The 23363-nt window shown below is 69.1% G+C and carries 23 protein-coding genes and 4 tRNA genes; 15 read left to right on the forward strand and 12 right to left on the reverse strand.

Annotated elements, in window-relative coordinates; translation table 11 throughout:
• Window positions 1-118 precede the first annotated feature (118 nt).
• Window positions 119-1054: a putative endonuclease domain-containing protein gene (locus AC1RTC_RS03155; RefSeq protein ID WP_493154001.1), complete on the forward strand. Its 936-nt coding sequence runs from the start codon at window positions 119-121 to the stop codon at window positions 1052-1054.
• Window positions 1055-1130: 76 nt separating this feature from the next.
• Here AC1RTC_RS03155 and AC1RTC_RS03160 read toward each other — a convergent pair whose 3' ends face one another.
• The 4 genes from AC1RTC_RS03160 to AC1RTC_RS03175 form a co-directional block, all read right to left on the reverse strand.
• A complete protein-coding gene (locus AC1RTC_RS03160; RefSeq protein WP_493154002.1) occupies window positions 1131-3263 on the reverse strand; it encodes a 3-hydroxyacyl-CoA dehydrogenase NAD-binding domain-containing protein in 2133 nt (710 codons plus the stop codon).
• Window positions 3263-4462 carry a thiolase family protein gene (locus tag AC1RTC_RS03165; RefSeq protein ID WP_493154275.1) on the reverse strand — a complete coding sequence of 400 codons (1200 nt, stop codon included), beginning with the start codon at window positions 4460-4462 and terminating at the stop codon, window positions 3263-3265. Before AC1RTC_RS03165 ends, AC1RTC_RS03160 begins: the two co-directional genes overlap by 1 nt.
• An 89-nt stretch (window positions 4463-4551) precedes the next feature.
• The gene (locus tag AC1RTC_RS03170) at window positions 4552-5808 is read right to left on the reverse strand and encodes a ribonuclease D (RefSeq protein ID WP_493154003.1); all 1257 of its coding nucleotides are present in this window, start codon (window positions 5806-5808) and stop codon (window positions 4552-4554) included.
• Entirely contained in the window at window positions 5801-6397 is a 597-nt protein-coding gene (locus tag AC1RTC_RS03175) for a DUF3000 domain-containing protein (protein WP_493154004.1), read from the reverse strand. The genes AC1RTC_RS03170 and AC1RTC_RS03175 overlap by 8 nt, the downstream gene beginning before the upstream one ends.
• Before the next feature lie 71 nt (window positions 6398-6468).
• Here AC1RTC_RS03175 and AC1RTC_RS03180 point away from each other — a divergent pair, with 71 nt between their 5' ends.
• The gene (locus AC1RTC_RS03180) at window positions 6469-7647 is read left to right on the forward strand and encodes an alpha/beta hydrolase family protein (protein WP_493154005.1); all 1179 of its coding nucleotides are present in this window, start codon (window positions 6469-6471) and stop codon (window positions 7645-7647) included.
• Here AC1RTC_RS03180 and AC1RTC_RS03185 read toward each other — a convergent pair.
• From AC1RTC_RS03185 to AC1RTC_RS03195, 3 genes are read right to left on the reverse strand one after another with little or no spacing between them, the layout of a single operon-like run.
• Window positions 7619-8338, reverse strand: coding sequence for a dihydrofolate reductase family protein (locus AC1RTC_RS03185; protein WP_493154006.1), 720 nt, complete (start codon window positions 8336-8338; stop codon window positions 7619-7621). The genes AC1RTC_RS03180 and AC1RTC_RS03185 overlap by 29 nt on opposite strands.
• Window positions 8335-8787 (reverse strand): SufE family protein, encoded by a 453-nt coding sequence (locus AC1RTC_RS03190; protein ID WP_493154007.1) that lies wholly within the window; start codon window positions 8785-8787, stop codon window positions 8335-8337. Before AC1RTC_RS03190 ends, AC1RTC_RS03185 begins: the two co-directional genes overlap by 4 nt.
• 9 nt (window positions 8788-8796) lie before the next feature.
• Entirely contained in the window at window positions 8797-9699 is a 903-nt protein-coding gene (locus AC1RTC_RS03195) for a sulfurtransferase (protein WP_493154008.1), read from the reverse strand.
• Window positions 9700-9856: 157 nt separating this feature from the next.
• Between AC1RTC_RS03195 and zapE the strand changes: the two genes are divergently transcribed.
• Entirely contained in the window at window positions 9857-10864 is a 1008-nt protein-coding gene (zapE, locus tag AC1RTC_RS03200; protein WP_493154009.1) for a cell division protein ZapE, read from the forward strand.
• Window positions 10865-10931: 67 nt separating this feature from the next.
• Here zapE and AC1RTC_RS03205 read toward each other — a convergent pair whose 3' ends face one another.
• Window positions 10932-12044 (reverse strand): Na+/H+ antiporter NhaA, encoded by a 1113-nt coding sequence (locus AC1RTC_RS03205; RefSeq protein ID WP_493154010.1) that lies wholly within the window; start codon window positions 12042-12044, stop codon window positions 10932-10934.
• Between the two features lie 210 nt (window positions 12045-12254).
• Here AC1RTC_RS03205 and AC1RTC_RS03210 point away from each other — a divergent pair, with 210 nt between their 5' ends.
• From AC1RTC_RS03210 to AC1RTC_RS03220, 3 genes are all read left to right on the forward strand, one after another.
• Window positions 12255-13532: an ammonium transporter gene (locus AC1RTC_RS03210; protein ID WP_493154011.1), complete on the forward strand. Its 1278-nt coding sequence runs from the start codon at window positions 12255-12257 to the stop codon at window positions 13530-13532.
• Window positions 13533-13603: 71 nt separating this feature from the next.
• The gene (locus tag AC1RTC_RS03215; protein WP_493154012.1) at window positions 13604-14659 is read left to right on the forward strand and encodes an ammonium transporter; all 1056 of its coding nucleotides are present in this window, start codon (window positions 13604-13606) and stop codon (window positions 14657-14659) included.
• Complete coding sequence (locus tag AC1RTC_RS03220) at window positions 14656-15375, forward strand: YqjF family protein (RefSeq protein ID WP_493154013.1); 720 nt, start codon at window positions 14656-14658, stop codon at window positions 15373-15375. The genes AC1RTC_RS03215 and AC1RTC_RS03220 overlap by 4 nt, the downstream gene beginning before the upstream one ends.
• 11 nt (window positions 15376-15386) lie before the next feature.
• Here AC1RTC_RS03220 and AC1RTC_RS03225 read toward each other — a convergent pair whose 3' ends face one another.
• Both AC1RTC_RS03225 and AC1RTC_RS03230 read right to left on the reverse strand, forming a co-directional pair.
• On the reverse strand, window positions 15387-16172 hold the full coding sequence (locus AC1RTC_RS03225) for an EI24 domain-containing protein (protein ID WP_493154014.1): 786 nt from the start codon (window positions 16170-16172) through the stop codon (window positions 15387-15389).
• Between the two features lie 25 nt (window positions 16173-16197).
• Window positions 16198-16270 (reverse strand) — tRNA-Val (locus AC1RTC_RS03230).
• Between the two features lie 119 nt (window positions 16271-16389).
• Here AC1RTC_RS03230 and AC1RTC_RS03235 point away from each other — a divergent pair.
• The 3 genes from AC1RTC_RS03235 to AC1RTC_RS03245 all read left to right on the forward strand — a co-directional run bounded on the left by AC1RTC_RS03235 (window position 16390) and on the right by AC1RTC_RS03245 (window position 16690).
• Window positions 16390-16461: transfer RNA gene (locus AC1RTC_RS03235), tRNA-Gly, on the forward strand.
• A gap of 54 nt (window positions 16462-16515) precedes the next feature.
• Window positions 16516-16586 (forward strand) — tRNA-Cys (locus AC1RTC_RS03240).
• Between the two features lie 32 nt (window positions 16587-16618).
• A tRNA-Val gene (locus tag AC1RTC_RS03245) sits at window positions 16619-16690 on the forward strand.
• 243 nt (window positions 16691-16933) lie between these two features.
• Here AC1RTC_RS03245 and AC1RTC_RS03250 read toward each other — a convergent pair.
• Window positions 16934-17128: a hypothetical protein gene (locus AC1RTC_RS03250; RefSeq protein WP_493154015.1), complete on the reverse strand. Its 195-nt coding sequence runs from the start codon at window positions 17126-17128 to the stop codon at window positions 16934-16936.
• A 10-nt stretch (window positions 17129-17138) separates the two neighbouring features.
• Complete coding sequence (locus AC1RTC_RS03255; protein WP_493154016.1) at window positions 17139-17546, reverse strand: hypothetical protein; 408 nt, start codon at window positions 17544-17546, stop codon at window positions 17139-17141.
• Window positions 17547-17974: 428 nt separating this feature from the next.
• Between AC1RTC_RS03255 and thrS the strand changes: the two genes are divergently transcribed.
• From thrS to AC1RTC_RS03285, 6 genes are read left to right on the forward strand one after another with little or no spacing between them, the layout of a single operon-like run.
• Window positions 17975-19888 (forward strand): threonine--tRNA ligase, encoded by a 1914-nt coding sequence (thrS, locus tag AC1RTC_RS03260; protein ID WP_493154276.1) that lies wholly within the window; start codon window positions 17975-17977, stop codon window positions 19886-19888.
• 3 nt (window positions 19889-19891) lie between these two features.
• The gene (locus AC1RTC_RS03265) at window positions 19892-20461 is read left to right on the forward strand and encodes an HIT family protein (protein ID WP_493154017.1); all 570 of its coding nucleotides are present in this window, start codon (window positions 19892-19894) and stop codon (window positions 20459-20461) included.
• Between the two features lie 45 nt (window positions 20462-20506).
• Window positions 20507-21394: a pyridoxal 5'-phosphate synthase lyase subunit PdxS gene (gene pdxS / locus AC1RTC_RS03270; RefSeq protein ID WP_493154018.1), complete on the forward strand. Its 888-nt coding sequence runs from the start codon at window positions 20507-20509 to the stop codon at window positions 21392-21394.
• Window positions 21384-21980 carry a pyridoxal 5'-phosphate synthase glutaminase subunit PdxT gene (gene pdxT, locus AC1RTC_RS03275; RefSeq protein WP_493154019.1) on the forward strand — a complete coding sequence of 199 codons (597 nt, stop codon included), beginning with the start codon at window positions 21384-21386 and terminating at the stop codon, window positions 21978-21980. The genes pdxS and pdxT overlap by 11 nt, the downstream gene beginning before the upstream one ends.
• A gap of 13 nt (window positions 21981-21993) precedes the next feature.
• Window positions 21994-22593: a hypothetical protein gene (locus AC1RTC_RS03280; protein ID WP_493154020.1), complete on the forward strand. Its 600-nt coding sequence runs from the start codon at window positions 21994-21996 to the stop codon at window positions 22591-22593.
• Window positions 22594-22603: 10 nt separating this feature from the next.
• Window positions 22604-23362, forward strand: a complete 759-nt coding sequence (locus AC1RTC_RS03285; RefSeq protein WP_493154021.1) for a YebC/PmpR family DNA-binding transcriptional regulator — start codon at window positions 22604-22606, stop codon at window positions 23360-23362.
• Window position 23363: the final 1 nt, after the last annotated feature.

Genomic DNA, 23363 nt, shown 5'->3' on the forward strand with positions numbered 1-23363 from the left:
CGTGGATGTCCTGCGTTTTGGGCCCCGTCCACTCCGCGGCAGCCCGGCGTTCGCGCGACGATCCACCGGAGTCGCGACAGGGCGGCCGCTGCGTCGGGCGGTCGGGCATCGTGTCGGGATGCTTCCACTCGAGCGGGTCATCCGCCGCAGCGGCTTCTTCGTCCGCCGCCGTGACCTCATCGCGATGGGCTACACGGATGCGCACCTCAGGCGCGCCCTCCGCCTCAGGCGCATCTTCCGCGTGCGGCACGGCTGGTACTCGATCCCGGCGGCACCGGAGCCGGGCATCCGGGCCGTACGCGTGGGCGGCCGGCTGACCGCGCTCTCCGCGCTCGAGAGCTACGGGCTGCTGGTGCCTCGGCCCTCCGCGCTGCAGGTGGCCGTGCGCCCGACGTCGAGCCGGCTGCGAAGCCCCGACGACCGACGCGTGAAGCTCACCCGGTTCGCGGGCGTGACTGTCTTCTGGACCGACCGGGGCGGTCGCAGCCCATGGCGCCAGTCGGTGGCCGACGCCCTCGTGGCGGTGCTCGCAACCGAGGGCCGGGATGTCGCGGTGGCAGCGTGCAGCGCAGCACTGCACGCTGGCGCGCTCAAGGAGTGGGAGCTCGACCTCGTCTTCGATCGGGCGCCCGCTCGAGTTCGGCGATGGCGGACCCTGGTCTCCGCACAGGACGAGTCCCACGGAGAGACCTATGTGCGCCTGTGGTTCGGCGACGCGGGGATCGCGTGCGAGCAGCAGGTCCTGGTGCCGGGTGTCGGGCGCCTAGACTTCCGGCTCCGCCACGGCCTCTTCGCTGAGATCGACGGCGGCCAGCACGACGACGAGGCACAGCGGCGCAAGGACCACGATCGGGACCTCGCGGTGGCCGCTCTCGGCGGCCGCACGATCCGGATTCTCTATCACCAGCTGCTGGGGGACTGGCCTGCTGTACTGGCGGCAGTCGTACGAGCGATCGCGGACGCGGATGCCCTCGCTGCACGTCGGCGCCGGCATCCCTACCGCCCTCGCCCAACGCGAAAACGCAGGAGATCCGGCGCAGAACCCGCCCCGTGATGACATACGGGCCAATAGAGCGCGAATCTCCTGCGTTTTCGGTGCGAGAACTGCCGGGGCGGGCGCGGCCGCGCGGCTACTTCACCCCGACGATCTTGGGGTGGTGGAACGTGTCGCCGAAGGTGCGCTCGGAGGCGCCGACGCGGTCGAGGTACGGGGTCACTCCGCCCATCTGGAACGGGTAGCCCGCGCCGAGGATGAGGCAGAGGTCGATGTCCTCGGCCGCCGCCACCACGGAGGTCTCGAGCATCCGGTGGATCTCGTCGGCCAGCCCGTCCTCGATGCGCACCTGCAGCTCGGCGGCGGTCATGGGCGTCGTGCCGCCCGCCACGATCTCGAGCGCCTTCTTGTCGATGCCCTTGATCTTGCCCTTGCCGTCGCGCTCGAAGATGTGGCCGAGGTCCGCGAGCTTGTGCAGGTTCTGGCTCTCGAAGAAGCGGTCGGGGAAGGCGGCGTGGTGCGTGTCGAGCACGTGCGCCCCGACCTTGAGGCCGACGAGCTCGAGGAGCTCGAACGGGGTCATCGGCAGGCCGAACGGGCGCGTGGACTCCTCGACGACCTCGAAGGGCGTCCCGGTGTCGACGGCGTGCATGGCCTCGCCGAGCACCTTCGCGAGGATGCGGTTGACCACGAAACCGGGGGTGTCGGTGGTGATGACCGCATTCTTGCGCAGGGCCGCTGCGGTGACCATGGCGGTCGAGAGGGCGACATCCGTCGTAACCGGGGTGCGTACCACTTCGATGAGCGGCATCACCGCTACGGGGTTGAAGAAGTGGAAGCCGACCACGCGCTCCGGGTGCTTCAGCTTCGCGCCGATCTGCTCGACCGAGAGCGACGAGGTGTTCGTCGCCAGGATCGCCGACTCCGAGATGTACTGCTCAACATCGGCGAAGACGTCCTGCTTCGCCGACAGCTCCTCGAAGATCGCCTCGATTACCCAGTCGCAGTCCGCGAAGTCTGCCTTGTCGGTGGTACCGCTCACGAGCGCCTCGAGCCGGTTCGACTCGTCCTGCCCGATGCGGCCCTTGGCAAGAAGCTCGTGGATCTCCGACCGGATGTACGCGACACCCTCGTCGACGCGGCCCTGGTCGAGGTCGGTGATGACCACGGGAACCTGCAGCCGGCGCACGAAGAGCAGCGCGAACTGGCGGGCCATCAGCCCTGCTCCGATGACGCCGACCTTGGTGACCTTCTGCGCGAGCGCCTTGTCGGGGGCGCCGGCCGGCCGCTTGGCCCGCTTCTGCACGAGGTTGAACGCGTAGATCGAGGCGTGGAACTGGTCGCCCGAGATCAGATCGGCGAGAGCCTCGTCCTCCAGCGCGAAGCCCTCCGAGCGAGAGTTGCTCTTCGCGGCCTTCAGCAGCTCCAGCGCGCGGTAGGGCGACTTCGCGACCTTGCCGATTCGGCTCTCGAGCGTCTTCTGCGCGATTCCGATGGCGATGTCCCACTTGGCGACGCGCTCGATCTTGCCGGGCTCCTGCGGGCGCTTCACCTTGGTAGTGCCGTTGATCACGCCGGATGCCCACGCGATCGAGTCCTCGATGAAGTTGGCCGGGCCGAACATCGCGTCCGCGATCCCGAGCTCGAACGCCTGCGGTCCGCGCAGCATCCGGTTGTTCTTGAGCGGGTTCGAGATGACGACCTCCAGGGCGTTCTCGATACCGATCAGGTTCGGCAGCAGCCAAGCACCGCCCCAGCCCGGGATGATCCCCAGGAAGACCTCGGGGAGCGCGAGCGCGGGCACCGAGCTGTCGATGGTGCGGTAGTCCGAGTTGAGCGGGATCTCGACGCCGCCGCCGAGCGCGAGCCCGTTGATGAACGTGAAGGAGGGCACACCGAGGGTGCTCAGTTTGCCGAGCGCCCAGTGGCCGAGCTGCGCCATCTGCTTGCCGGTCTCACGATCGGGCAAGTCGCTCACGCGCGAGAGGTCGGCGCCGGCCGCGAAGATGAACGGCTTGCCGGTCACGGCGACCCCGTGGATCTCCTTGGCAGCCGCGCGGGCGGCGAGGGCATCCAGAGTTGCGGCGAACTCGATGAGGGTCTTCGGCCCCAACGTCGAAGGCCGGGTGTGGTCCTTGCCGTTGTCGAGCGTGATGAGGGCGAGCACCTTGCCGCCCGCGATCGGGATGTCACGGACGAACGAGTGCGTGATCACCTCGTCGGGGTCGAGCGAGGCCAGCGTGTCGAAGTCGGAGGCGGTCGTTGCCATTACTTGCTCCCCTTGTAGTTCGGGTTCTCCCAGATGACGGATCCGCCCTGGCCGAGGCCCACGCACATCGCGGTGAGGCCGTAGCGGACGTCCGGGCGCTCGGCGAACTGTGCCGCGAGCTGGATCATGAGGCGCACGCCCGACGAGGCGAGCGGGTGGCCCATGGCGATGGCACCTCCCCACTGGTTCACGCGGGGGTCGTCGTCGTCGATGCCGAAGTGGTCGAGCAGCGAGAGCACCTGGACGGCGAAGGCCTCGTTGAGCTCGAAGAGGCCGATGTCGTCGATCGTGAGGCCGGCCTTGCGCAGCGCCTTCTCGGTCGAGGGGACCGGGCCGATGCCCATGATCTCGGGCTCGACGCCCGCGAACGCGAAGCTGACCATCTTCATCTTCGGGGCGAGGCCGAACTCCTTGGCCGCGTCCGCCGAGGCGATGATCGAGGCGGTGGCGCCGTCGTTGAGGCCGGAGGAGTTGCCCGCCGTCACACGCCCGTGCGGGCGGAACGGGGTCTTGAGCCCGGCGAGGCCCTCCATGGTGGTCTCGGGGCGCAGTGCCTCGTCGCGCGTGGCCAGGCCCCAGCCCGACTCGCTGCGGGTGGCGACCGGGATGAGGTCGGGCTGCAGCTTGCCGTTCTCGTAGGCTGCGGCGGCCTTGAGCTGGCTGCCCAGCGCGAACCGGTCGGCGCGCTCCTTGGTGAGCTGCGGGAAGCGGTCGTGGATGCGCTCGGCGGTGTTGCCCATGTTGAGGGCCTCGCCGCTGACGAGCTTCTCGGAGAGGAAGCGGGGGTTCGGGTCTGCGCCGAAGCCCATCGGGTGGCGGCCCATGTGCTCGACGCCGCCCGCGATGCCGATGTCGTAGGCGCCGAACGCGATGGCACCGGCGATGGTCGTGACGGAGGTCATCGCGCCAGCGCACATGCGGTCGATCGCGTAGCCGGGCACCGACTTCGGCAGGCCCGCGAGCAGGGCCGCGGTGCGGCCGATCGTCAGGCCCTGGTCGCCGGTCTGAGTCGTGGCGGCGATGGCGACGTCGTCGAAGCGCTCCTTCGGGATGGAGGGGTTGCGCTCAAGGAGCCCGATCATCGCCTTGACGACGAGGTCGTCGGCCCGGGTGTTCCAGTACATCCCCTTTTCGCCTGCTCGTCCGAACGGGGTGCGAACCCCATCGACGAATACGACTTCCTGACTGAGTTGAGAAATACCGCGGGCCACAATGCCTCCACATATCGTCTTGCGTGTGGAGCCAGCCTAGGTGGGCCTAAAACACAGGGGGAATCGTTTGATTCTTCCTACGAAGCGGTGTCGGGAGCGTCCTCGACGGGTTGGCTGGCCTCTACAAAGGCATCCGCGATTACCTGTGCCGTAGCGTCAAGCTGCCACTCGCGTGCGCCGAACTCCCGCAGGGTCGCGGTGATACCGGCGGCATCGGCGGGCACAGGCGGTGACCACGCGAGTCGGCGCAGCAGCTCGGGCGTGAGGAGGTTCTCGACAGGGATTGACATCTCCGTGGCGACCTCGGTCACCGCGGCGCGCGCCGTCTTGAGCCGTTTGTCGGCCTCGGGGTTCTTGTCGGACCAGACGCGCGGCGGCGGCATGGTCTCGCCGGTCTGGCGCAGCACCGGGTAGTCGTCGCTGGCCATCCCGGTCTGGATCGCGTTCCACCAGCGGTCGATCTGCGAGCGGCTCGCCCGGCCGGTGAACTCCTTGAGCGCGGCGAGGTCGCGCTTCGTCTCGGGCAGCACCCGGGCGGCGGCGACGAGCGCGGAGTCGGGCACGAGGCGTCCCGGTGCCGTGTCGATCTCGCGCGCGTAGCTGTCGCGCGCCTGCCACAGCTCGCGGGCGACGGCGAGGTTCCGGCCACCGCGGATGGCGTGCACCCCGCTGAGGCGCCGCCACGGCTCCTGCCGCACGATCACGAAGTCGCGGGTCAGCACGGAGGCGAACTCCTGCTCGGCGATGTCGGTCTTGCCGTCGCGCTCCAGCACGCCCGCTAGGGCTTCGCGCAGGTCCACGAGCAGCTCGACGTCCAGCGCCGCGTACACCAGCCAGGACTGGGGCAGAGGGCGGGTCGACCAGTCGGCGGCCGAGTGCTCTTTGGCGAGGTGGATGCCCAGCAGATCTTCCACGACGGCACCGAGCCCGACCCGGGGGAGACCGGCGAGGCGCGCAGCGAGCTCCGTGTCGAACAGCCTCGTGGGGTCGAGCCCGACCTCGCGCAGGCAGGTGAGGTCCTGGCTGGCGGCGTGCAGGATCCACTCCTCGGGAGCGATCACGGCGTTGAGCTCGGCGAAGTCGCCGATCGCGGGAGGGTCGAAGAGGAACGTGCCCGCGCCCCGGCGGAAGATCTGGATCAGGTATGCGCGCTGTGAGTAGCGGTAGCCGGATGCCCGTTCCGCGTCGATCGCGATGGGACCCTCGCCTCCGGCGATCGCCTCCACGGCGGCGAGGTAGCCGTCACGGGTGTCGATGACCGCGACCTCGACATGCTCCGCCTGGACGGGGGGAGCGGCTGCCGGCTCGGACGCGGGCTCGTCCGTGCTACTCACGTCCCACTCGGCGGGCAGACAACAGGCTCACTCCTTCGACGGCCGGCGGAAGACCGGCAAGCATGCACAACAGCTCACCCCAGCCTTCCACATGCGCCGCAAGGTCGGAGTCCGCGGGGGTCCAGGAGGCGCGCAACTCGATCTGGGCGCCGTTGCCCTGGGCCTCGAGCTCGCCGAAGCCGGTGGAGAGGATTCGCGTTGCCGTGCCGCTGGCGGCCGTGTACTTGGCTCCGCGGGCGTCGAGCGCGTCGACGAGCCACGACCACGCGACATCCAGCAGGAAGGGGTCGTCGCCCATCTCGAGCTCGAGCGGTGCCTGCGCGTAGCAGATCACCCGGTAGGCCCCGCCCCAGGCGTCCGGCTCGTCGGGGTCGTACAGGAGCACGAAGCGGCCGGTGCCCAGCTCGGAGTCGCTGCCGTGGCGGGCGGGGGTGACATCCGCGGCCAGGGCGAAGGACCAGGGCGCGAGGGTGCCGGGCGCGGGGATCTCCGCCACCACGAGCTCCGGGCGCGTTGCCGCACGCTTGAGGGAGCGCAGCGCCGCCTCGAATGCGTGTGGAAGCGGTGTTCCAAGGGACGTGTCGGGCACGAGTGAAGATTAGGCTTGATTGGTAGTTTCCAGATAGAGGCACGCCGCTTGAGCGTTTGGCAGGAGTAACCATGGCCGATCAGGGCCAGCACCGCGATTCCGTGGCCGGCCGGATCGTCACGGGCACCGCGATCGGCGCCGGCGCCCTCGTGGCGGGGGCTGCGATCACGGCGGGCGTCATCGCTGTCGTCTTCGCCCGCACCGTGATCACACCGCCGACCAAGCGCGACGAGGACGTGCACATCCTCGCGTTCGACGCCGACACGATCACGCTCTCCGCGACGCTCGACTCGATGACCCCGGGCCGATACAGCCTCTGGTTCCACCAGGACCAGGGCCACGCCCGCGTGGGCGAGATCCTCCGCTACACCGCGGACACGGTAACCCGCCAGCTGCTGGGCGTCGACCTCGGCACCCTCGACGGCGCGCTCCGGGGCCGCTTCAGCGGCTGGTTCTACCTCACGCCCGCCGATCTCGGCGTGCCGTTCGAGAACGTCGAGCTGCAGACCGAGCTCGGCCCGGCGCCCGCGTGGTTCGTCCCGGCCGAGAAGGCGTCGAGCCAGTGGATGATCGGGGTGCACGGCAGGGCGGTCCGCCGTCAGGAGACCCTCCGCAGCGTGCCGGTGTTCCGCGCGGAGGGCTACAACTCCCTCCTGGTCTCGTACCGGAACGACGGCGATGCCCCCGGCACGCCCGACAACCGGTACGCGCTCGGCGACACCGAGTGGCGCGACGTCGAGGTCGCCCTGCAGTACGCGATCGACCACGGCGCGAAGCGCATCGTGCTCATGGGCTGGTCGATGGGCGGTGCCACGGTGCTGCAGGCCGTCACGCGGTCCCCGCTGGCCGACCGCGTGGTCGGGGTCGTCCTCGAGTCGCCGGTGGTGGACTGGGTCACCGCCCTCCACTACCAGGGCGTGGCGTACCGGCTGCCGCGCGTGGTGCGGTTGGGCATCCTGTCCCTGCTCAGTAGCAGGTGGAGCAGGTTCCTCACGGGCCAGTCGGCGCCGATCGACCTGAAGCGGCTCGACCTCGTGGCCCGCGCCAAGGAGCTCACGAAGCCGATCCTGCTCCTGCACAGCGACGACGACGGCTTCGTGCCGTCGACGGCCTCGCGGGCACTGGCGGTCGCCCGGCCGGACATCGTGACGTTCGAGGGATTCACGACAGCCCGGCACACCAAGCTGTGGAACTACGACGCCGACCGCTGGAACGGCGCGATCACGCGGTGGCTCGACCGGCTCGGATGAGCCAGCGGGCGAACAGCGCGCTCTCGTCGTCCACTAGCAGCTGAGCGAGCTCGACGGCGACCTCGGCGAACGGCTCGATGCCGAACAGCGGATGCGTCACGCCGGTGAGCCGGGGGCTCGTGGTGAGGCAGGCCTCGTCGACCAGCCCGGCTACCACGAGCTGGCGCGCGAGGCCCGGCCCGCCCTCGCACACGATCGAGGCGAAGCCGCTGGCGCGCAGCGCGGCGATCAGGTCCGCGGGGGACATGCGCGGCCCCGGTACGGTGATGACCTCGGCATCGGCAAGAGTCTCGCGCACGCGGTCGACAGCCGACGGCGGGCACAGCACGACCACCGGCGGCCCCTCGGCGCCGCCGATGCGGTGCCCGGAGAGGTCGCCGCTGCCGGTGACGACCGCCAGCGGCGCCCGCTTCGGCCGCAGGTAGCCCTCCGAGCGCACCGACTCCGCGCCGACGAGGACGACGTCAGCGAGTTCGCGGATGACGCCGAGAATGCGCCGGTCGGAGGCGCTCGTGAGCGTCTCCGAGGTGCCGTCCGACCCGGCCGCGCTGCCGCTCACGCTCGTGACGAGGTTGAGGCGCAACCACTCGCCGGCTGGCGGGCGGTAGAGCTCGAGCAGGCGGTCGCGGGTGCCGTCGGCATCCAGTTCAAGCGTTTCGACCGGGCCGGGATGCACGCGGCGCAGGATCACGCGGGCGACTCTGTCGGGCTCAGCTTCTCGCGCACCTGCCGCTTGATGCGGGCGAGCATCGCCGTCATGCCGCGGATGCGCAGCGGGCTCACGGCCTCGGTCAGCCCGAGCCCCTGCGGGAAGTCGTCCGCGACGGCGAGCACCTCCTCGGCGGTCAGCCCGGCGAGGCCCTGGGCGAGGATCGAGGCGAAGCCGCGGGTCGTCGGTGCCTCCTTGGGCGCCATCGCGAAGAGGTGGACGACGGTGGCGTCGTCCACCTCCACGAAGATGAACACGGGGGACTGGCACTCCTCGACGCGCTCGAACAGGTCGGGATGGTCCGCGTACCGCGCGGGCAGCTCCGGCAGCTCGTTCGAGAACTCGAGGAGCAGCTGCAGCCGCTCCTTGACCTCGAGGCCCAGGAAGTCGTCCCGGATCTCGGCGAGCTGCTCGGGGAGTTGGTCGGTCACCCGTCGAGTTTAGCGAGCGGCGGGCACGGAGCCCGGCTCGGCGCCCTTCACGATCGGCACGCGGACTGCGGAGCCCCACTCGGTCCAGGAGCCGTCGTAGTTGCGCACGCCCTCGAAGCCGAGCAGGTGCGTCAGCACGAACCAGGTGTGGCTCGAGCGCTCACCGATGCGGCAGTAGGCCACGATGCTGTCGCCGTCCTTGAGGCCGGCCTGGTCGCGGTACAGGGCGTTGAGCTCCGCGATCGGGCGGAACGTGCCGTCGTCGGCCGCCGCCTTCGCCCAGGGGATGTTGACGGCGCTCGGGATGTGGCCGGCGCGCAGCGTGCCCTCCTCCGGGTAGGCGGGGGCCGTGGTGCGCTCACCGCTGAACTCCTCGGGGGAGCGCACGTCGATCAGCGGGTTGCCGAGGTGGGCGAGGACGTCGTCCTTGTAGGCGCGGATGGGGGCGTCGTTGCGCTCCACCACCGGGTACTCGACCGGGGTCGCCGACTCGGGGTCGGTCGTGTAGGCGCGGCCGTCGGCCTCCCACTTGGCCCGCCCGCCGTCGAGCAGGCGCACGTCCTCGTGGCCGAACAGGGTGAACACCCACAGGGCGTAGGCGGCCCACCAGTTGTTCTTGTCGCCGTAGATCACGACTGTGGTGTCGCGGGAGATCCCCTTCGAGCCGAGGAGCTTCGCGAAGCCCTCGCCGTCGATGTAGTCGCGCTCCACCGGGTCGTTGAGGTCGGTGTGCCAGTCGATCTTGACGGCGCCCGGGATGTGGCCCGTCTCGTAGAGGAGCACGTCCTCGTCGGACTCGACGACGACCAGGCCCGGGGTGCCCAGGCGTGCTTCCAGCCATTCGCCGGAGACCAGCCGCTCGGGGTGGGCGAACTCGGTGAACTGCGCTGCTGGATCGACCTCGACGGCCATGGGTACCTCCGGTGTGAAGTGACGGGAAGGGAGGCGGCTAGGCTTGAATGACTCCCTGCAGACGAGGCTACGCGCAGCGCGCGAGAGGCGTCGTAAGACTTCGACACACTGCGCTAGACAGAGACGCTGCGCTAGACAGAGACCTGAGGCTGATTCCATGAGTGCCGACGCACCGGCCGTACCCGGGCGCCTTGTCGACCGGAACCCCCGGCTCTCCGGGCCCGAGATGGTCGCCCAGCTCGTCCCGCCGCGCCAGTTCGCGACGGCGACGCTCGACTCCTACCGGCCCGATCGCGACTACCCCTCGCAGGGCGCCGCGGTTGCCGCGATCCGCAACTTCGTCGGCGGCTGGTCGGCGACGAAGGGCGGCCTGTTCTCCCGCAAGAAGTTGCCGGAGGGCCCTCCCGGCATCTACCTGGACGGCGGGTTCGGCGTCGGCAAGACCCACCTCCTCGCGGCCCTGTGGCACGCGGCTCCCGGCCGCAAGTACTTCGGCACGTTCATCGAGTACACCGCCCTCGTCGGCGCGCTGGGCTACGCGCCGGCGGTCGAGCTGTTCAAGGGCGCATCCCTGGTCTGCATCGACGAGTTCGAGCTCGACGACCCGGGCGACACCCGCCTCATGTCCCGCCTGCTCGGCGCTCTCGCTGACACCGGCACTCGTATCGCCGCAACCTCGAACACCCCGCCCAACGCGCTCGGCGAGGGACGGTTCGCCGCCCAGGACTTCCTGCGCGAGATCGACTCCCTCGCGGCCCGCTTCGAGATCATGCGCATCGACGGGCTCGACTACCGCCGCCGAGACGTTGAGGCCCACGCGGTGGTGAGTCGGGATGCCGCGGCGGCAGTCGCCGCGATCGGCGGCACGGTCACCCTCGACCCCTTCGACGAGGTGCTCGCCCACCTCGGCAGCGTCCACCCGTCCCGCTACGTCAAGCTGGTGGACGGCCTCTCCGCCATCGGGCTCACGGGCGTGCACCAGTTCCTCAACCAGACCGACGCGCTGCGCTTCGTGGCGTTCGTCGACCGCCTCTACGACGCGCAGGTGCGCATCGCGGCGGAGGGCACGCCTCTCGACCAGGTGTTCCCCGAGGAGATGCTCGCCGGGGGCTACCGGAAGAAGTACCTGCGCGCGGTGTCGCGGCTGATCGCCCTGACGAACTAGGCGGGTTGGCCAAGGCGCACGGGCGCCTGAATCGACACCGGTTTCGATACGGCCGCGGGCGGCCTACTCAACCTGCCAACCGCGCGTAGTGGCGGTTCCGCAGCGCCGTCAGGCCGCCGCCGATCACGGCGGCGACGAGCGACGCGATGAGCACGGCGAGCGTGACCTCGTCGGCCACGGTGCCCTCGAACGCGAGCTCGTTCATGAGCAGGGACACGGTGAAGCCGATCCCGCCGAGCCCCGCGACGGCGACGATGTCGGGCAGCGGCAGCCGGTCGCCCTTCGCGAGGGACTGCGCGAGGGCCGCGCCGCCCGTAATGCCGATGAGCTTGCCGACGGGCAGGGCGACGATCACCGCCCAGAACGCCGGGCTCAGCTCGCTCACCCTCGCGTCCGGGAACGGCACGAGGGCGGCGACCACGGCGAAGAGGGGCAGCACCACGGTGTTCGACCACGGTTCGAGCGCGCGGCGGGTGCGGGCGGCCGGGGCATCCGCCATCACGAGGCCCAGGGCGACCCCGGCGATGGTGGGGTGTATGCCCGACAGGAGCACGAGCGCCCACGCGAGCACGCCGAGCACGATGAGGAGCGGAATGCGCCAGCGCCCGGAGCGGTAGCTCAGCCAGCCGAACAGCAGGATGACCGGAACGGCGAGCAGCAGCGGGACGGGCTGCAGGTCTTTCGTGAAGAAGGCGGCGATGATGAGGATCGCGATGAGGTCGTCGATCACGGCGAGGGCGAGCAGCAGGGCCCGGAACTTCGGCGGAAGCGACTTGCCGACGATCGCGAGCACCCCGAGGGCGAAGGCGATATCGGTGGCGGTCGGGATCGGCCAGCCCGCCTCGAGGCCGTCGCCGCGCGCGATCGCCAGGAACAGCAGTGCGGGCACGATGACTCCGCCGACAGCCGCCACCGTCGGAACGAGAGCCTTGGTGGGGGAGTCGAGCTCGCCGTGCCGAAGCTCGTGCCGCAGCTCGATCGCCGCGAGGAAGAAGAACACGGCCAGCAGGCCGTCCTTGATCCAGTGGCCGACCGACAGGTCGATGCCGGGAATGCCGAAGTGGAAGGCCTCAACGGCGTTGGCGGCCGGTGCGAGCGGGGAGTTGGCGAGCACGAGCCCGACCACGGCCGCAGCGAGAAGGAGGACAGCCGAGAACCGCTCGGACCGAAGGATCGCCATGGGACGAGCCTACGGTGAGGATCCCCAGCGAACCGGTGGGCCGTCGAAACACGATGTTTACATTCACCGGTGCCGCGTAACAGTTCCGAAACACGCTGACACACCCGGCGAAACCTCCCCCCTCCAAACTGGCTCCGTACCCGAGGCGGGCTCTCCCTCGTGCGGACCCGACGGTGCATCCTTCGCATGTAACAAAGAGAGGTTCACATAATGGATCAAGGCAATACCGCCTTCCTTCTGCTCGCAACAGCACTTGTGCTGCTGATGACCCCGGGCCTGGCGTTCTTCTACGGCGGCCTCGTCAAGGCGAAGTCCGTCATCAGCATGATGATGATGAGCTTCGGCGCGATCGGCCTCATCGGCGTCCTCTGGGCGATCTACGGCTACGCGATCGCGTTCCCCACCATCGAGGGCACCGCGCCGCTGCCGTGGATGTTCGACTCGAGCAACTTCCTGCTCTCCGGCGCCCTCGCTGACGCGGCCGAGCCCGCTGGCGGCTACCCGGTTCTCGCGTTCGTCGCCTTCCAGGCGACCTTCGCGATCATCACCGTCGCCCTGATCTCGGGCGCCATCGCCGACCGCGCCAAGTTCGGCTCGTGGATGATCTTCGCCGGTGTCTGGGCGACTGTCGTGTACTTCCCCGTGGCGAGCTGGGTATTCAACTTCGGCCTCGCCGACGACGGCTCCTTCGCCTACGGCGGATGGATCACCAAGGGCCTGCAGGATGTCTTCGGCGTCGGCGTCATCGACTTCGCCGGTGGTACCGCTGTCCACATCAACGCCGGTGCCGCAGCCCTCGCTCTCGCGCTCGTCCTCGGCAAGCGCGTCGGCTTCGCGAAGGGCATCGCCGTTCCGCACAACCCGCCGTTCGTGCTCCTCGGCGCCGGTCTCCTCTGGTTCGGCTGGTTCGGCTTCAACGCGGGCTCGGAGCTCGCGGCTGACGGCACCGCGGCAGTCGCCTTCGTCAACACGCTCATCGCTCCTGCGGCGGCTCTGCTCGCCTGGCTCGTAGTGGAGAAGATCAAGGACGGCAAGCCGACCTCGGTCGGTGCGGCATCCGGTGCTGTTGCCGGTCTCGTGGCGATCACTCCCGCCTGTGGCTCGCTGACCCCGGGCTGGGCCCTCGTGCTCGGCGCCCTCGCCGGCATCATCTGCGCGCTGGCGATCGACCTGAAGTTCAAGCTCGGCTTCGACGACTCGCTCGACGTGGTGGGCGTCCACCTCGTCGGTGGTCTCGTCGGAACGCTGTTCCTCGGCTTCTTCGCCAACGGCACCGGCCTCGTCTACGGCGCGAGCGGCGCCCAGCTGCTGGTGCAGGCGATCGCCGCGTTCTCGGTGCTCGTGTACTCCTTCGTGCTCGCGTTCGTCATCGGCTTCATCATCGAGAAGACGATCGGCTTCCGCATCAAGAACGAGGACGAGCTCGCCGGCGTCGACCTGGTCGTCCACGGTGAAGAGGGCTACGTCCTCGCCGACACCAAGGCGTAACAGGACAACACACAGGTGAAGGGTGCCGCTCGCGAGAGCGGCACCCTTTACTGTTCTCCTGAGGGGGCGCCGTGAACAACTGGAGCGTGGTTGCGGCCTCCGTCGCCGCCATCCTCGTGGTGCTCGTCGCCCTCGCTGTTGTCGATGCCCGGATGCTCCCCGCCGTCCCGTGGCGCCGGTCCGTGCTGCTCTCGCTCGCGTGCGCCGCCGCCGGCGCCCTCGCCTGGGCCGCGCTCGGCCCGCTCATCGCCCCCGAGGTGCTGGGACCGCTCTTCGCGCCCATCGCCGCCCTCGCGGGCGTCGCCTCGTACCTCGCCACCATCGCGGTCCGCGCGGCGGGCGGCGGCGTGGTCGCGACAATCGCCTTCGCTCTCGCCTGGAGCGCCATTGTCTTCGTTCCGACCGCGATCCTCACCTTCGCGCCGTACGCCGCCTCGTGGCCCATCGACATCGCGCCGATCGACCACGGCGGCGCGCTGGCGGTCAACGTCTCGGCGGGGGCGGCGGCGATGGGCGTACTTCTCCTGGGCGGCCCTCGCCTGCGCACCGCGACCATCGGGCGAGTGACCGGCCTCGTCGCGATGGTGGGGCTGTGCCTCGGCTGGATCCTGTGGCTCGTCGGCGCCGAGCTCGCCATCGACGACGTCACGCCGGGCATCCTGCTCAACGGCCTCGTGGGGGCCGGCGGCGGCGTGGTCGGCTGGCTCGTGGTGCAGCGGCTGAGCCACCGGTCCACGACCCTGAACGCGATCGCGGCGGGCCTCGTGAGCGGGCTCGTCGCCGTCACGGCGGGCGCGCCGCTGTTCACCCCCGTGTCGGCCATCGCCGCGGGCATCCTTGCCGGCGGAGCGGCCTGCATCTTCACGCTGCGCCGGGTCGGGGCGAGCCGGCGGCAGCAGTGGTTCGTCGTCGGGTCGCACCTCATCGCCGCGGCGGTGGGGATCGTCGTGCTCGGGCTGCTCGCCACGGGCATGGGCTTCCTGTTCACCGGCTCGATGGCCCTCATCATCAACCAGGTCGCGGGCACGGTGCTGGTCGCGCTCTACTCGACCGTGGTGTCCGTCGCCCTGTGGCTGCCGCTGCGGTGGGCCGTGAAGCTGGCGGCCCAGCGGGTGACCGCGACATGATCGAGCCGATCAGCGCCGTAGCGCCGGAGCTCGAGGGCACGGCGTCCGCCAGCCAGCGGTGGACTAAGGCGACGTTCGTGCACTGGCGGGTCGAGTCGTCCGTCGTCGCGCCGCTACTGCCGGCCGGTGTGCGGCCCGACGAGCACGACGGTTCGAGCTGGGTCGGACTCATCGCGTTCTACCTCGACCGGGCAACGCTGCTCGGTAGCCCGCCGGTGCCCTACTTCGGAGCGTTCACCGAGATCAACGTGCGCCTCTACGGCGTTGACGAGCGGGGCCGCAGGGGAGTGGTGTTCCTCTCCCTCGAGGCCTCGCGGCTCGCCGCCGTGCTCGCGGCCCGGGCGGCATTCTCCATCCCCTACTTCTGGTCTCGCACCTCTCTGGCCGAGCACGACGGCGTTGTCGACTACCGGGCGGTGCGGCACGTCGGCGATGGCGCGTCGCACATCGTGGCGCGGCCGGGCACCGAGGTGGTCTCGGGGGATGCCACGGCCGACTTCCTGACCGCGCGGTGGGCCCTGTTCACTACTCGCGGAGGGCGCACGGTCTACCTCCGCAACCACCACGAGCCCTGGCCGCTGGTCGCCGCCCGGCTGGAACTGCTCGAGGACACGCTGCTCGAGCGCGCGGGCATCCCGGGCCTCACCGACCGCGCGCCCGACTCGGTGCTCTACAGCGCGGGCGTCACGACCTGGTTCAGTCGCTCGCGCGACTGAGCGGTCAACGCTCAGGCGGGGCGCTGCCCGGGCTTCTGCGCACCGACCTGCAGCGGCTCCCCGAGCGCGCGGCGGACCACGAGCACGGACGCCGCCACCGCGGCGGGCATCACGAACACAGCGCCCAGCGGGATGAGGAAGAGCACGTAGGTGGCCGCGCCGTACCCGAGTACGAGGGCGCGGCGGGAGCGGAGAGCCGCGCGCCGCTCGCGGAAGCCGAGCCCGCGCGCGTCGAACGCGAGGCCGGTGAGCTCGAGGGCGAGGAACCATCCGCCGACGAGAGCGCCGAGCACGGCCGACAGCACCGCCCCGACGATGGGCACCAGCCCGAGTGCGAACAGCCCGATGCCGGCGAGGATCGTCGGCACGAGCATCCGGAGCGCACCGGAGAGGCCGAGGCCGACCGACCGCCAGAATCCGGGAGCCCTGTCCGGGATATCGCCGAACCGCGACTCGGCGTGCCGCCAGACCAGCTCGTAGAACGGCTGGCCGACGATGAGGGTGATGGTCGTGAAGGTGAGCGAGATCAGGAGGACCGCCGCGATCAGGAAGGCGATGCCGACAGCGAGGCGGGTGAGGTCGCGCCAGAGACGGTCCCAGTCGTTCGCGAACGGGGTGGCCGCGGCGGCGATCGCCTGGATGTTGACGGCGAGGACGATCAGGCCCGCAGTGAACACGGCGGCGACGATGAGCGCCGGGACGAGGCCGAGAGCCATGCGACCGGGGGCGGTGCGCCACGTGGCGAACCCGCGGAACAGCAGGCCCACGCCGGTGAAGAACTCTCGGATGCGCTTCATAAGAGACTCCTCGAGAGAAATCGAGTGGGCGATACCGGACTCGAACCGATGACCTCTTCCGTGTGAAGGAAGCGCGCTACCAACTGCGCCAATCGCCCGCTGCCTGCTTTTCAGCGGGCAGTCAATATCTTGCCACAGGATCGCGACCCGCCTGTCACACGATTGGCTCCGTCCGCGAACATCGGCTATGGTCATCTAGTCGCAGAAATGCGGCAGTGCGGATGTGGCGCAGTGGTAGCGCATCACCTTGCCAAGGTGAGGGTCGCGAGTTCGAATCTCGTCATCCGCTCGAGTGAGAAGTGTCAGTTCTTGTCTTTTAGGCTCGCTGATGTTTCTCGCACGCGGTGGCGTGGCCGAGAGGCGAGGCAACGGCCTGCAAAGCCGTGTACACCGGTTCAAATCCGGTCGTCACCTCGGTAGTTCTTTTCGGAGGACGCCACAACTATGGGCGGTTGGCGCAGCGGTAGCGCGCTTCCCTGACACGGAAGAGGTCGCTGGTTCGATCCCAGTACCGCCCACCGAGAAACCCCTGCTTCGGCGGGGGTTTTTTGTTTCCCCGTTCCCGGCCGCCGTGCCCGTCGGCCGCCGTGCCCGTCGCTGATGAAAACGCAGGAGATCTGCCGTCGATCGCTGGCTGGGTGTCGCTAGGAACCAATTTCGTGAAGGTCTCCTGCATTTTTGTCGTCGCTCCGGCCCGAAGCCCGCGCGAGCGTCCCGTGCCGCCGACTGACCCGGGCGCGCCGCCCGGGTCAGCTCCGGCCCTAGTCCTGCAGGCCGAGCGCCGACCGGGCGAGCGAGCCCGCGAGGAACGGCGCCGCGACGGTGTCCGCGTGGTCGGCGGGGTGCTGGACCTGCGAGGGGATGACCCAGTAGTGGCCCTGGTTGCAGGCGATCAGGATGGTGTCGTCCTGCGCGACGATGCTCAGGTCGCCGTCATCCTCCTGGTGCTTCATCATCGTGCGGCCCTCACTTCGTGAAGATGTCCGGGTACTTCTGGACCGCCGCCTCGTAGGCGCTCGGCTCGAGGGCCCCCCTCAGCGCGGTGACCTGCTTCTCGGCGACAACGGCCTGCGCGGTCGCATCCTTCGCCTGCTCGGTCGCCGCCTTCGCCTGGTCGTTCGCGGTGGCGGCATTCTTCTCGGCGGTGTCGGCGCCCTTGACGCCGAACCAGTACCCGAGCGCCAGCGTCACGAGCGGCACGATGATCGCGAGAGTGTCGCGGGCGCGCGTGTACACGTCCAGAACGTTGCCATCCTGGTCTTTCGTCACCGCAACTCCCTGCACTAGCCACACGTTGTACAGCCACCAGATCATCACCGCGATAACGATGATCGTCAGAACCCATCGCAGGATGTCGCCGCTCTTGCCCGTCATGGTGCCTCCCTCATTTCGTCCGTGGATAGAGCTATTGAGCGAAAAGTAGCGGTGCGCTGCCACCCGCGGTAGCGGTAAAAGAGAGACTTTCATGTTCCGTCGAGAAGTGGGATGCTGTGTGAGTCCGTGCGTCCTTCTCCCGCCGAGCGGGGTTCGCCGCCGACCGGTCCGTGGGCGGCGCCTCTCGCCGCCGCCCCGCTGCGGCATCCCGGGATGAAAACGCAGGAGAAGCCGCCCTCGAACGCGAAACCGGAGCGGAAGAAGCCTCCACGGAGAGGATCTCCTGCATTTTCAGCAGGCCCCATGCCAGCACCCGCGGCAGCCCGTGGGGCGGCGGGCCCCGCGGCACGGGCCCGCCGTCGCGCACGGCTAAAGTTGCTTAGGTGAGTACCGGATTCGAACTGTTCACCGACCGCAACGTCGTCGCCATGCGCGTCAACGGCGAGCTCAAAGACCTCGCCGCCACGACAGCGGTCACCGACACGGTCGAGCCGGTCACGATCGACTCGCCCGACGGTCTCAACATCCTTCGGCACTCGGCGGCCCACGTCATGGCGCAGGCCGTGCAGTCGATCAACCCGGAGGCGAAGCTCGGCATCGGCCCGCCCGTCACGGACGGCTTCTACTACGACTTCGACGTCGCCGAGCCGTTCCAGCCCGAGGACCTCAAGGCCATCGAGAAGGCCATGGACCGCATCATCCGGCAGGGCCAGCGCTTCCAGCGGCGCGTGGTGACGGATGCCGAGGCGCGCGCCGAGCTCGCCGACGAGCCGTACAAGCTCGAGCTCATTGGGCTCAAGGGCTCGGGGGACTCCCACACCGACGACAACGAGTCGGTGGAGGTCGGCGGCGCCGAGCTCACCATCTACGACAACGTGGACGGCAAGACCGGCGAGGTCTTCTGGAAGGACCTCTGCCGCGGGCCGCACCTGCCCAACACCCGCATGATCGGCAACGGCTGGTCGCTCGTGCGCAATGCCGCGGCGTACTGGCGCGGCTCGGAGAAGAACAAGCAGCTGCAGCGCATCTACGGCACCGCCTGGCCGACCAAGGACGAGCTGCGCGCCTACCAGGAGCGCCAGGCCGAGGCCGCGAAGCGCGACCACCGCAAGCTCGGCAAGGAGCTCGACCTCTTCTCGTTCCCCGAGGAGATCGGCTCCGGCCTCTCGGTCTGGCACCCTCGCGGCGGTATCGTCCGCCAGGAGATCGAGCAGCACGCGCTGCGCCGCCACAAGGCAGCCGGTTACACCTACGTGTACACCCCGCACATCTCCAAGGCAGACCTCTTCATCACCTCGAACCACCTGGTGACCTACAAGGAGGGGATGTTCCCGCCGATCGTCATGGACGAGGAGCGCGACGACGAGGGGCACGTCACCAAGCAGGGGCAGGACTACTACCTCAAGCCGATGAACTGCCCGATGCACATCCTCATCTACAAGGAGCGCGGCCGCAGCTACCGCGACCTGCCGATGCGCCTCGCCGAGAACGGCACCGTCTACCGCAACGAGCTCTCGGGCGCCCTGCACGGCCTCACCCGCGTGCGCGGCTTCACCCAGGACGACTCCCACCTCTTCGTGACGCCGGACCAGCTCGAGAGCGAGGTCTCGAAGGTCCTCGACTTCGTCATCTCGATGCTGCGCGACTTCGGGCTCGACGACTTCGAGCTCGAGCTCTCGATGAAGGACGACGAGAAGTCGAAGTGGATCGGCTCCGAGGAGTTCTGGGAGTACTCGACCAACGCCCTGCGCAATGTCGCCGTCAAGAGCGGCCTCAAGCTCACCGAGGTCCCCGGCGAGGCCGCGTTCTACGGCCCGAAGATCGACCTCAAGACGAAGGACGCGATCGGCCGCACCTGGCAGCTCTCGACCGTGCAGGTCGATCCGAACCTGCCCGAGCGCTTCGACCTCGAGTTCACCGACAAGGACGGCTCCAAGCAGCGCCCGATCATGATCCACCGCGCGCTGTTCGGCTCGATCGAGCGGTTCTTCGCGATCCTGCTCGAGCACTACGCGGGCGCGTTCCCGGTGTGGCTGTCGCCCGTGCAGGTCGTCGGCATCCCGGTCGCGGAGGCGTACGAGGACTACCTGGGCGACGTCATCCAGCAGCTTCGGGATGCCGGCGTGCGAGCCGAGCTCGATGCATCGAGCGAGCGCATGCAGAAGAAGATCCGCACGCACACCACCATGAAGGTGCCCTTCCAGCTCATCGCGGGCGAAGAGGACTCCAAGAACGGCTCCGTGAGCTTCCGCTTCCGCGACGGCACGCAGGAGAACGGTGTTCCGATCCCCGAGGCGATCGCGCGGATCACTGCGGCCATCTCCGAGCACGCGCAGGTGTGAGCCGTGCGTGACTACGACGGCACCGAGCTCGGCGAGGGGGAGTCGGCCTCGGGCTTCGCGGCCGTGCCCGACGCCTTCCAGCGGCTCTGGACGCCGTACCGCTACGCCTACATCGAGTCGAACCACCGCGAGGCGCCGGCCGACGACGCGTGCCCGTTCTGCACGGCGCCCACCCTGTCCGACGAGCAGTCCCTCATTGTGGCCCGGGGCGAGCACGCGTATGTGCTTCTCAACCTCTTCCCCTACAACAGCGGCCATCTTCTCGTGTGCCCGTACCGCCATGTTGCGACGTATGACTTGGCGACGCCCGAGGAGATCGCCGAGATCGGTAGCCTGACCCAGACGGCGATGCGCGTGCTCACCGTGACGGCGAACGTTCAGGGCTTCAACATCGGTATGAACCAGGGCCGCATCGCGGGCGCGGGGATCGCCGACCACCTCCACCAGCACATCGTGCCGCGATGGGCCACCGACTCGAACTTCTTCCCGATCATCGCCGGCACCAAGGCGGTTCCCCGCCTGCTGGGCGAGGTTCGCGAGGAGATCGCCATCGCGTGGGCCAGCGGCCAGTGATTGGCCGGAGAACCCACCAAGACCACCAACGTAGAATCTAGGAACATGACTGAAGAAATTGGTACCGCCCGTGTGAAGCGCGGCCTTGCCGAAATGCTCAAGGGCGGCGTCATCATGGACGTCGTCACCGCCGACCAGGCGAAGATCGCCGAAGACGCGGGTGCTGTCGCGGTCATGGCGCTCGAGCGGGTGCCCGCCGACATCCGCTCGCAGGGCGGTGTGGCTCGCATGAGCGACCCCGACCTGATCGACGGGATCATCGCCGCCGTATCCATCCCGGTCATGGCGAAGGCGCGCATCGGCCACTTCGTCGAGGCCCAGATCCTCCAGTCGCTCAAGGTCGACTACATCGACGAGTCCGAGGTGCTGAGCCCCGCCGACTACGTCAACCACATCGACAAGTGGAACTTCACCGTCCCGTTCGTGTGCGGCGCGACCAACCTCGGCGAAGCGCTGCGCCGCATCACCGAGGGTGCGGCGATGATCCGCTCTAAGGGCGAGGCCGGCACCGGCGACGTCTCCGAGGCGACCAAGCACATCCGCACGATCACGGGCGAGATCAACGCGCTCAAGTCGAAGACCAAGGACGAGCTGTACGTGGCGGCCAAGGAGCTCCAGGCTCCCTACGAGCTCGTCAAGGAGATCGCCGAGACCGGCAAGCTCCCCGTCGTGCTGTTCACCGCCGGGGGAGTGGCAACTCCCGCGGATGCCGCTCTCATGATGCAGCTCGGCGCGGACGGCGTCTTCGTCGGCTCCGGCATCTTCAAGTCGGGCAACCCGGCGCAGCGCGCAGCAGCGATCGTCAAGGCGACCACGTTCTACGAGGACGCGGACATCATCGCCGAGGCGTCGCGCGGGCTCGGCGAGGCCATGGTCGGCATCAACGTCTCCGACCTGGCAGCGCCCCACCGCCTCGCCGAGCGTGGCTGGTAGCGCACCGAGGGTCGGTGTCCTCGCCCTCCAGGGCGACTTCCGCGAGCACCTGGCGGTACTGAAAGGGCTGGGCGCCGACGCTGTCCCGGTCAAGCGCCCTGAGGAGCTCGCGCGCGTCGACGGCCTCGTCATCCCCGGCGGCGAGTCGAGCGTCATCGACAAGCTGAGCCGCATGTTCGGGCTCGCCGGCCCGCTCAAGGACGCCATTTCCTCGGGGATGCCCGTGTACGGCACGTGCGCGGGGCTCATCATGCTCGCCGACACGGTCCTCGATGCGATCGACGGGCAGCAGACGCTCGGCGGATTCGACCTCGTCGTGCGCCGCAACGCCTTCGGGTCTCAGCTCGACTCCTTCGAGACGGACCTGGACGTTCCCGCGATCGGCGGCGACCCCGTGCACGCGGTGTTCATCCGCGCGCCCATCGTCGAGTCAGTGGGGGAGCGGGCGAGCGCGCTCGCCTCGCTTCCGGACGGGCGCGTGGTGGCGGTCGAGCAGGGCGGGCTCCTGGGCACGTCCTTCCACCCGGAGATGACCGGCGACACGCGCTTCCACGAGTACTTCCTGTCGAAGGTCCGCGGCGCCTGAGTACGGTTGGGGCATGAAACTGTACTCGGACTTCGGCCCCCGCAGGACCCGCCAGATCATCGGCGACGTGCTCGCCCTCGCCGCGATCGCGGCGTGGGTGTGGCTCGGGATCACGGTCTACCAGCTCGTCGAGAACCTTGCGGGCTTCGGCGTGCAGATGGAGGAGGCCGGCGCCGGGTTCAAGGAGACCATGACCGAGGTGGGGGAGACACTCGGCGGGATCCCTGTCATCGGCGGGGGCATCCGGGCGCCCTTCGACGGGGCGAGCGGCGCGGGCGGCGCGCTCGAGGCGGCGGGCCAGAGCCAGCAGGTCGCCGTGAACCAGCTCGCGACGGGGCTCGGCATCGGTATCGCGGCGCTGCCGATCATCATGATCCTGGTGCTGTGGCTCGTGCCGCGCATCCGCTTCGTGCGCAAGGCCGGGCGCGCGAAGGCGATCGTCAAGTCCGGCGCGGGAATCGACCTTCTCGCCCTGCGGGCGCTCGCGACCCAGAAGATCTCCGCGCTCAGCGCGGTCGACCCCGATGCGATGGCAGCCTGGCGCCGCGGCGACGAGACGGTCATGCGCGCGCTCGCGCAGCTCGAACTGAAGTCGTCGGGAGTGCGCCTCTAGACTGTTCTCCATGTCAGGCCACTCCAAATGGGCAACCACGAAGCACCAGAAGGCGATCAAGGACCAGCGCCGCGCCAAGTCGTTTGCCAAGCTCATCAAGAACATCGAAGTCGCAGCGAAGATGGGAGGCGCCGACCTCTCGGGCAACCCGACGCTCGTTGACGCCGTCCAGAAGGCCAAGAAGACGTCGGTGCCGAACAGCAACATCGACTCTGCGATCAAGCGAGGTGCCGGGCTCACCGGCGAGTCTGTCGACTACCTGACGATCATGTACGAGGGCTACGGCGCGGGCGGCGTCGCCCTGCTCATCGAGTGCCTCACGGACAACAAGAACCGCGCTGCCGCCGAGGTGCGCACGGCGATGTCCCGCAACGGCGGCAACCTGGCCGATCCCGGCAGCGTCGCCTACAACTTCACCCGCAAGGGCGTCATCTCGATCACGAAGACGGACGCGGTGAGCGAGGACGACATCCTGCTCGCCGTGCTCGACGCCGGCGCGGAGGAGGTCACGGACCGCGGCGAGGGCTTCGAGGTCATCACCGACACCGCCCACCTGGTCGCCTCTCGCGAGGCCCTGCAGGCCGCCGGCATCGACTACGACTCGTCCGAGGCGGAGTTCGTCCCGAACCTGACCGTCGAGGTCGACGCGGAGACCGCTCGCAAGGTCATGCGCCTCATCGACGCCCTCGAAGACCTCGAGGACGTGCAGAACATATATTCGAATTACGACGTGTCGCCCGAGGTTCAGGCGGAGTTGGACGAAGAATAGG

The organism is Rhodoglobus sp. GW821-FHT12B09, from assembly GCF_058809925.1.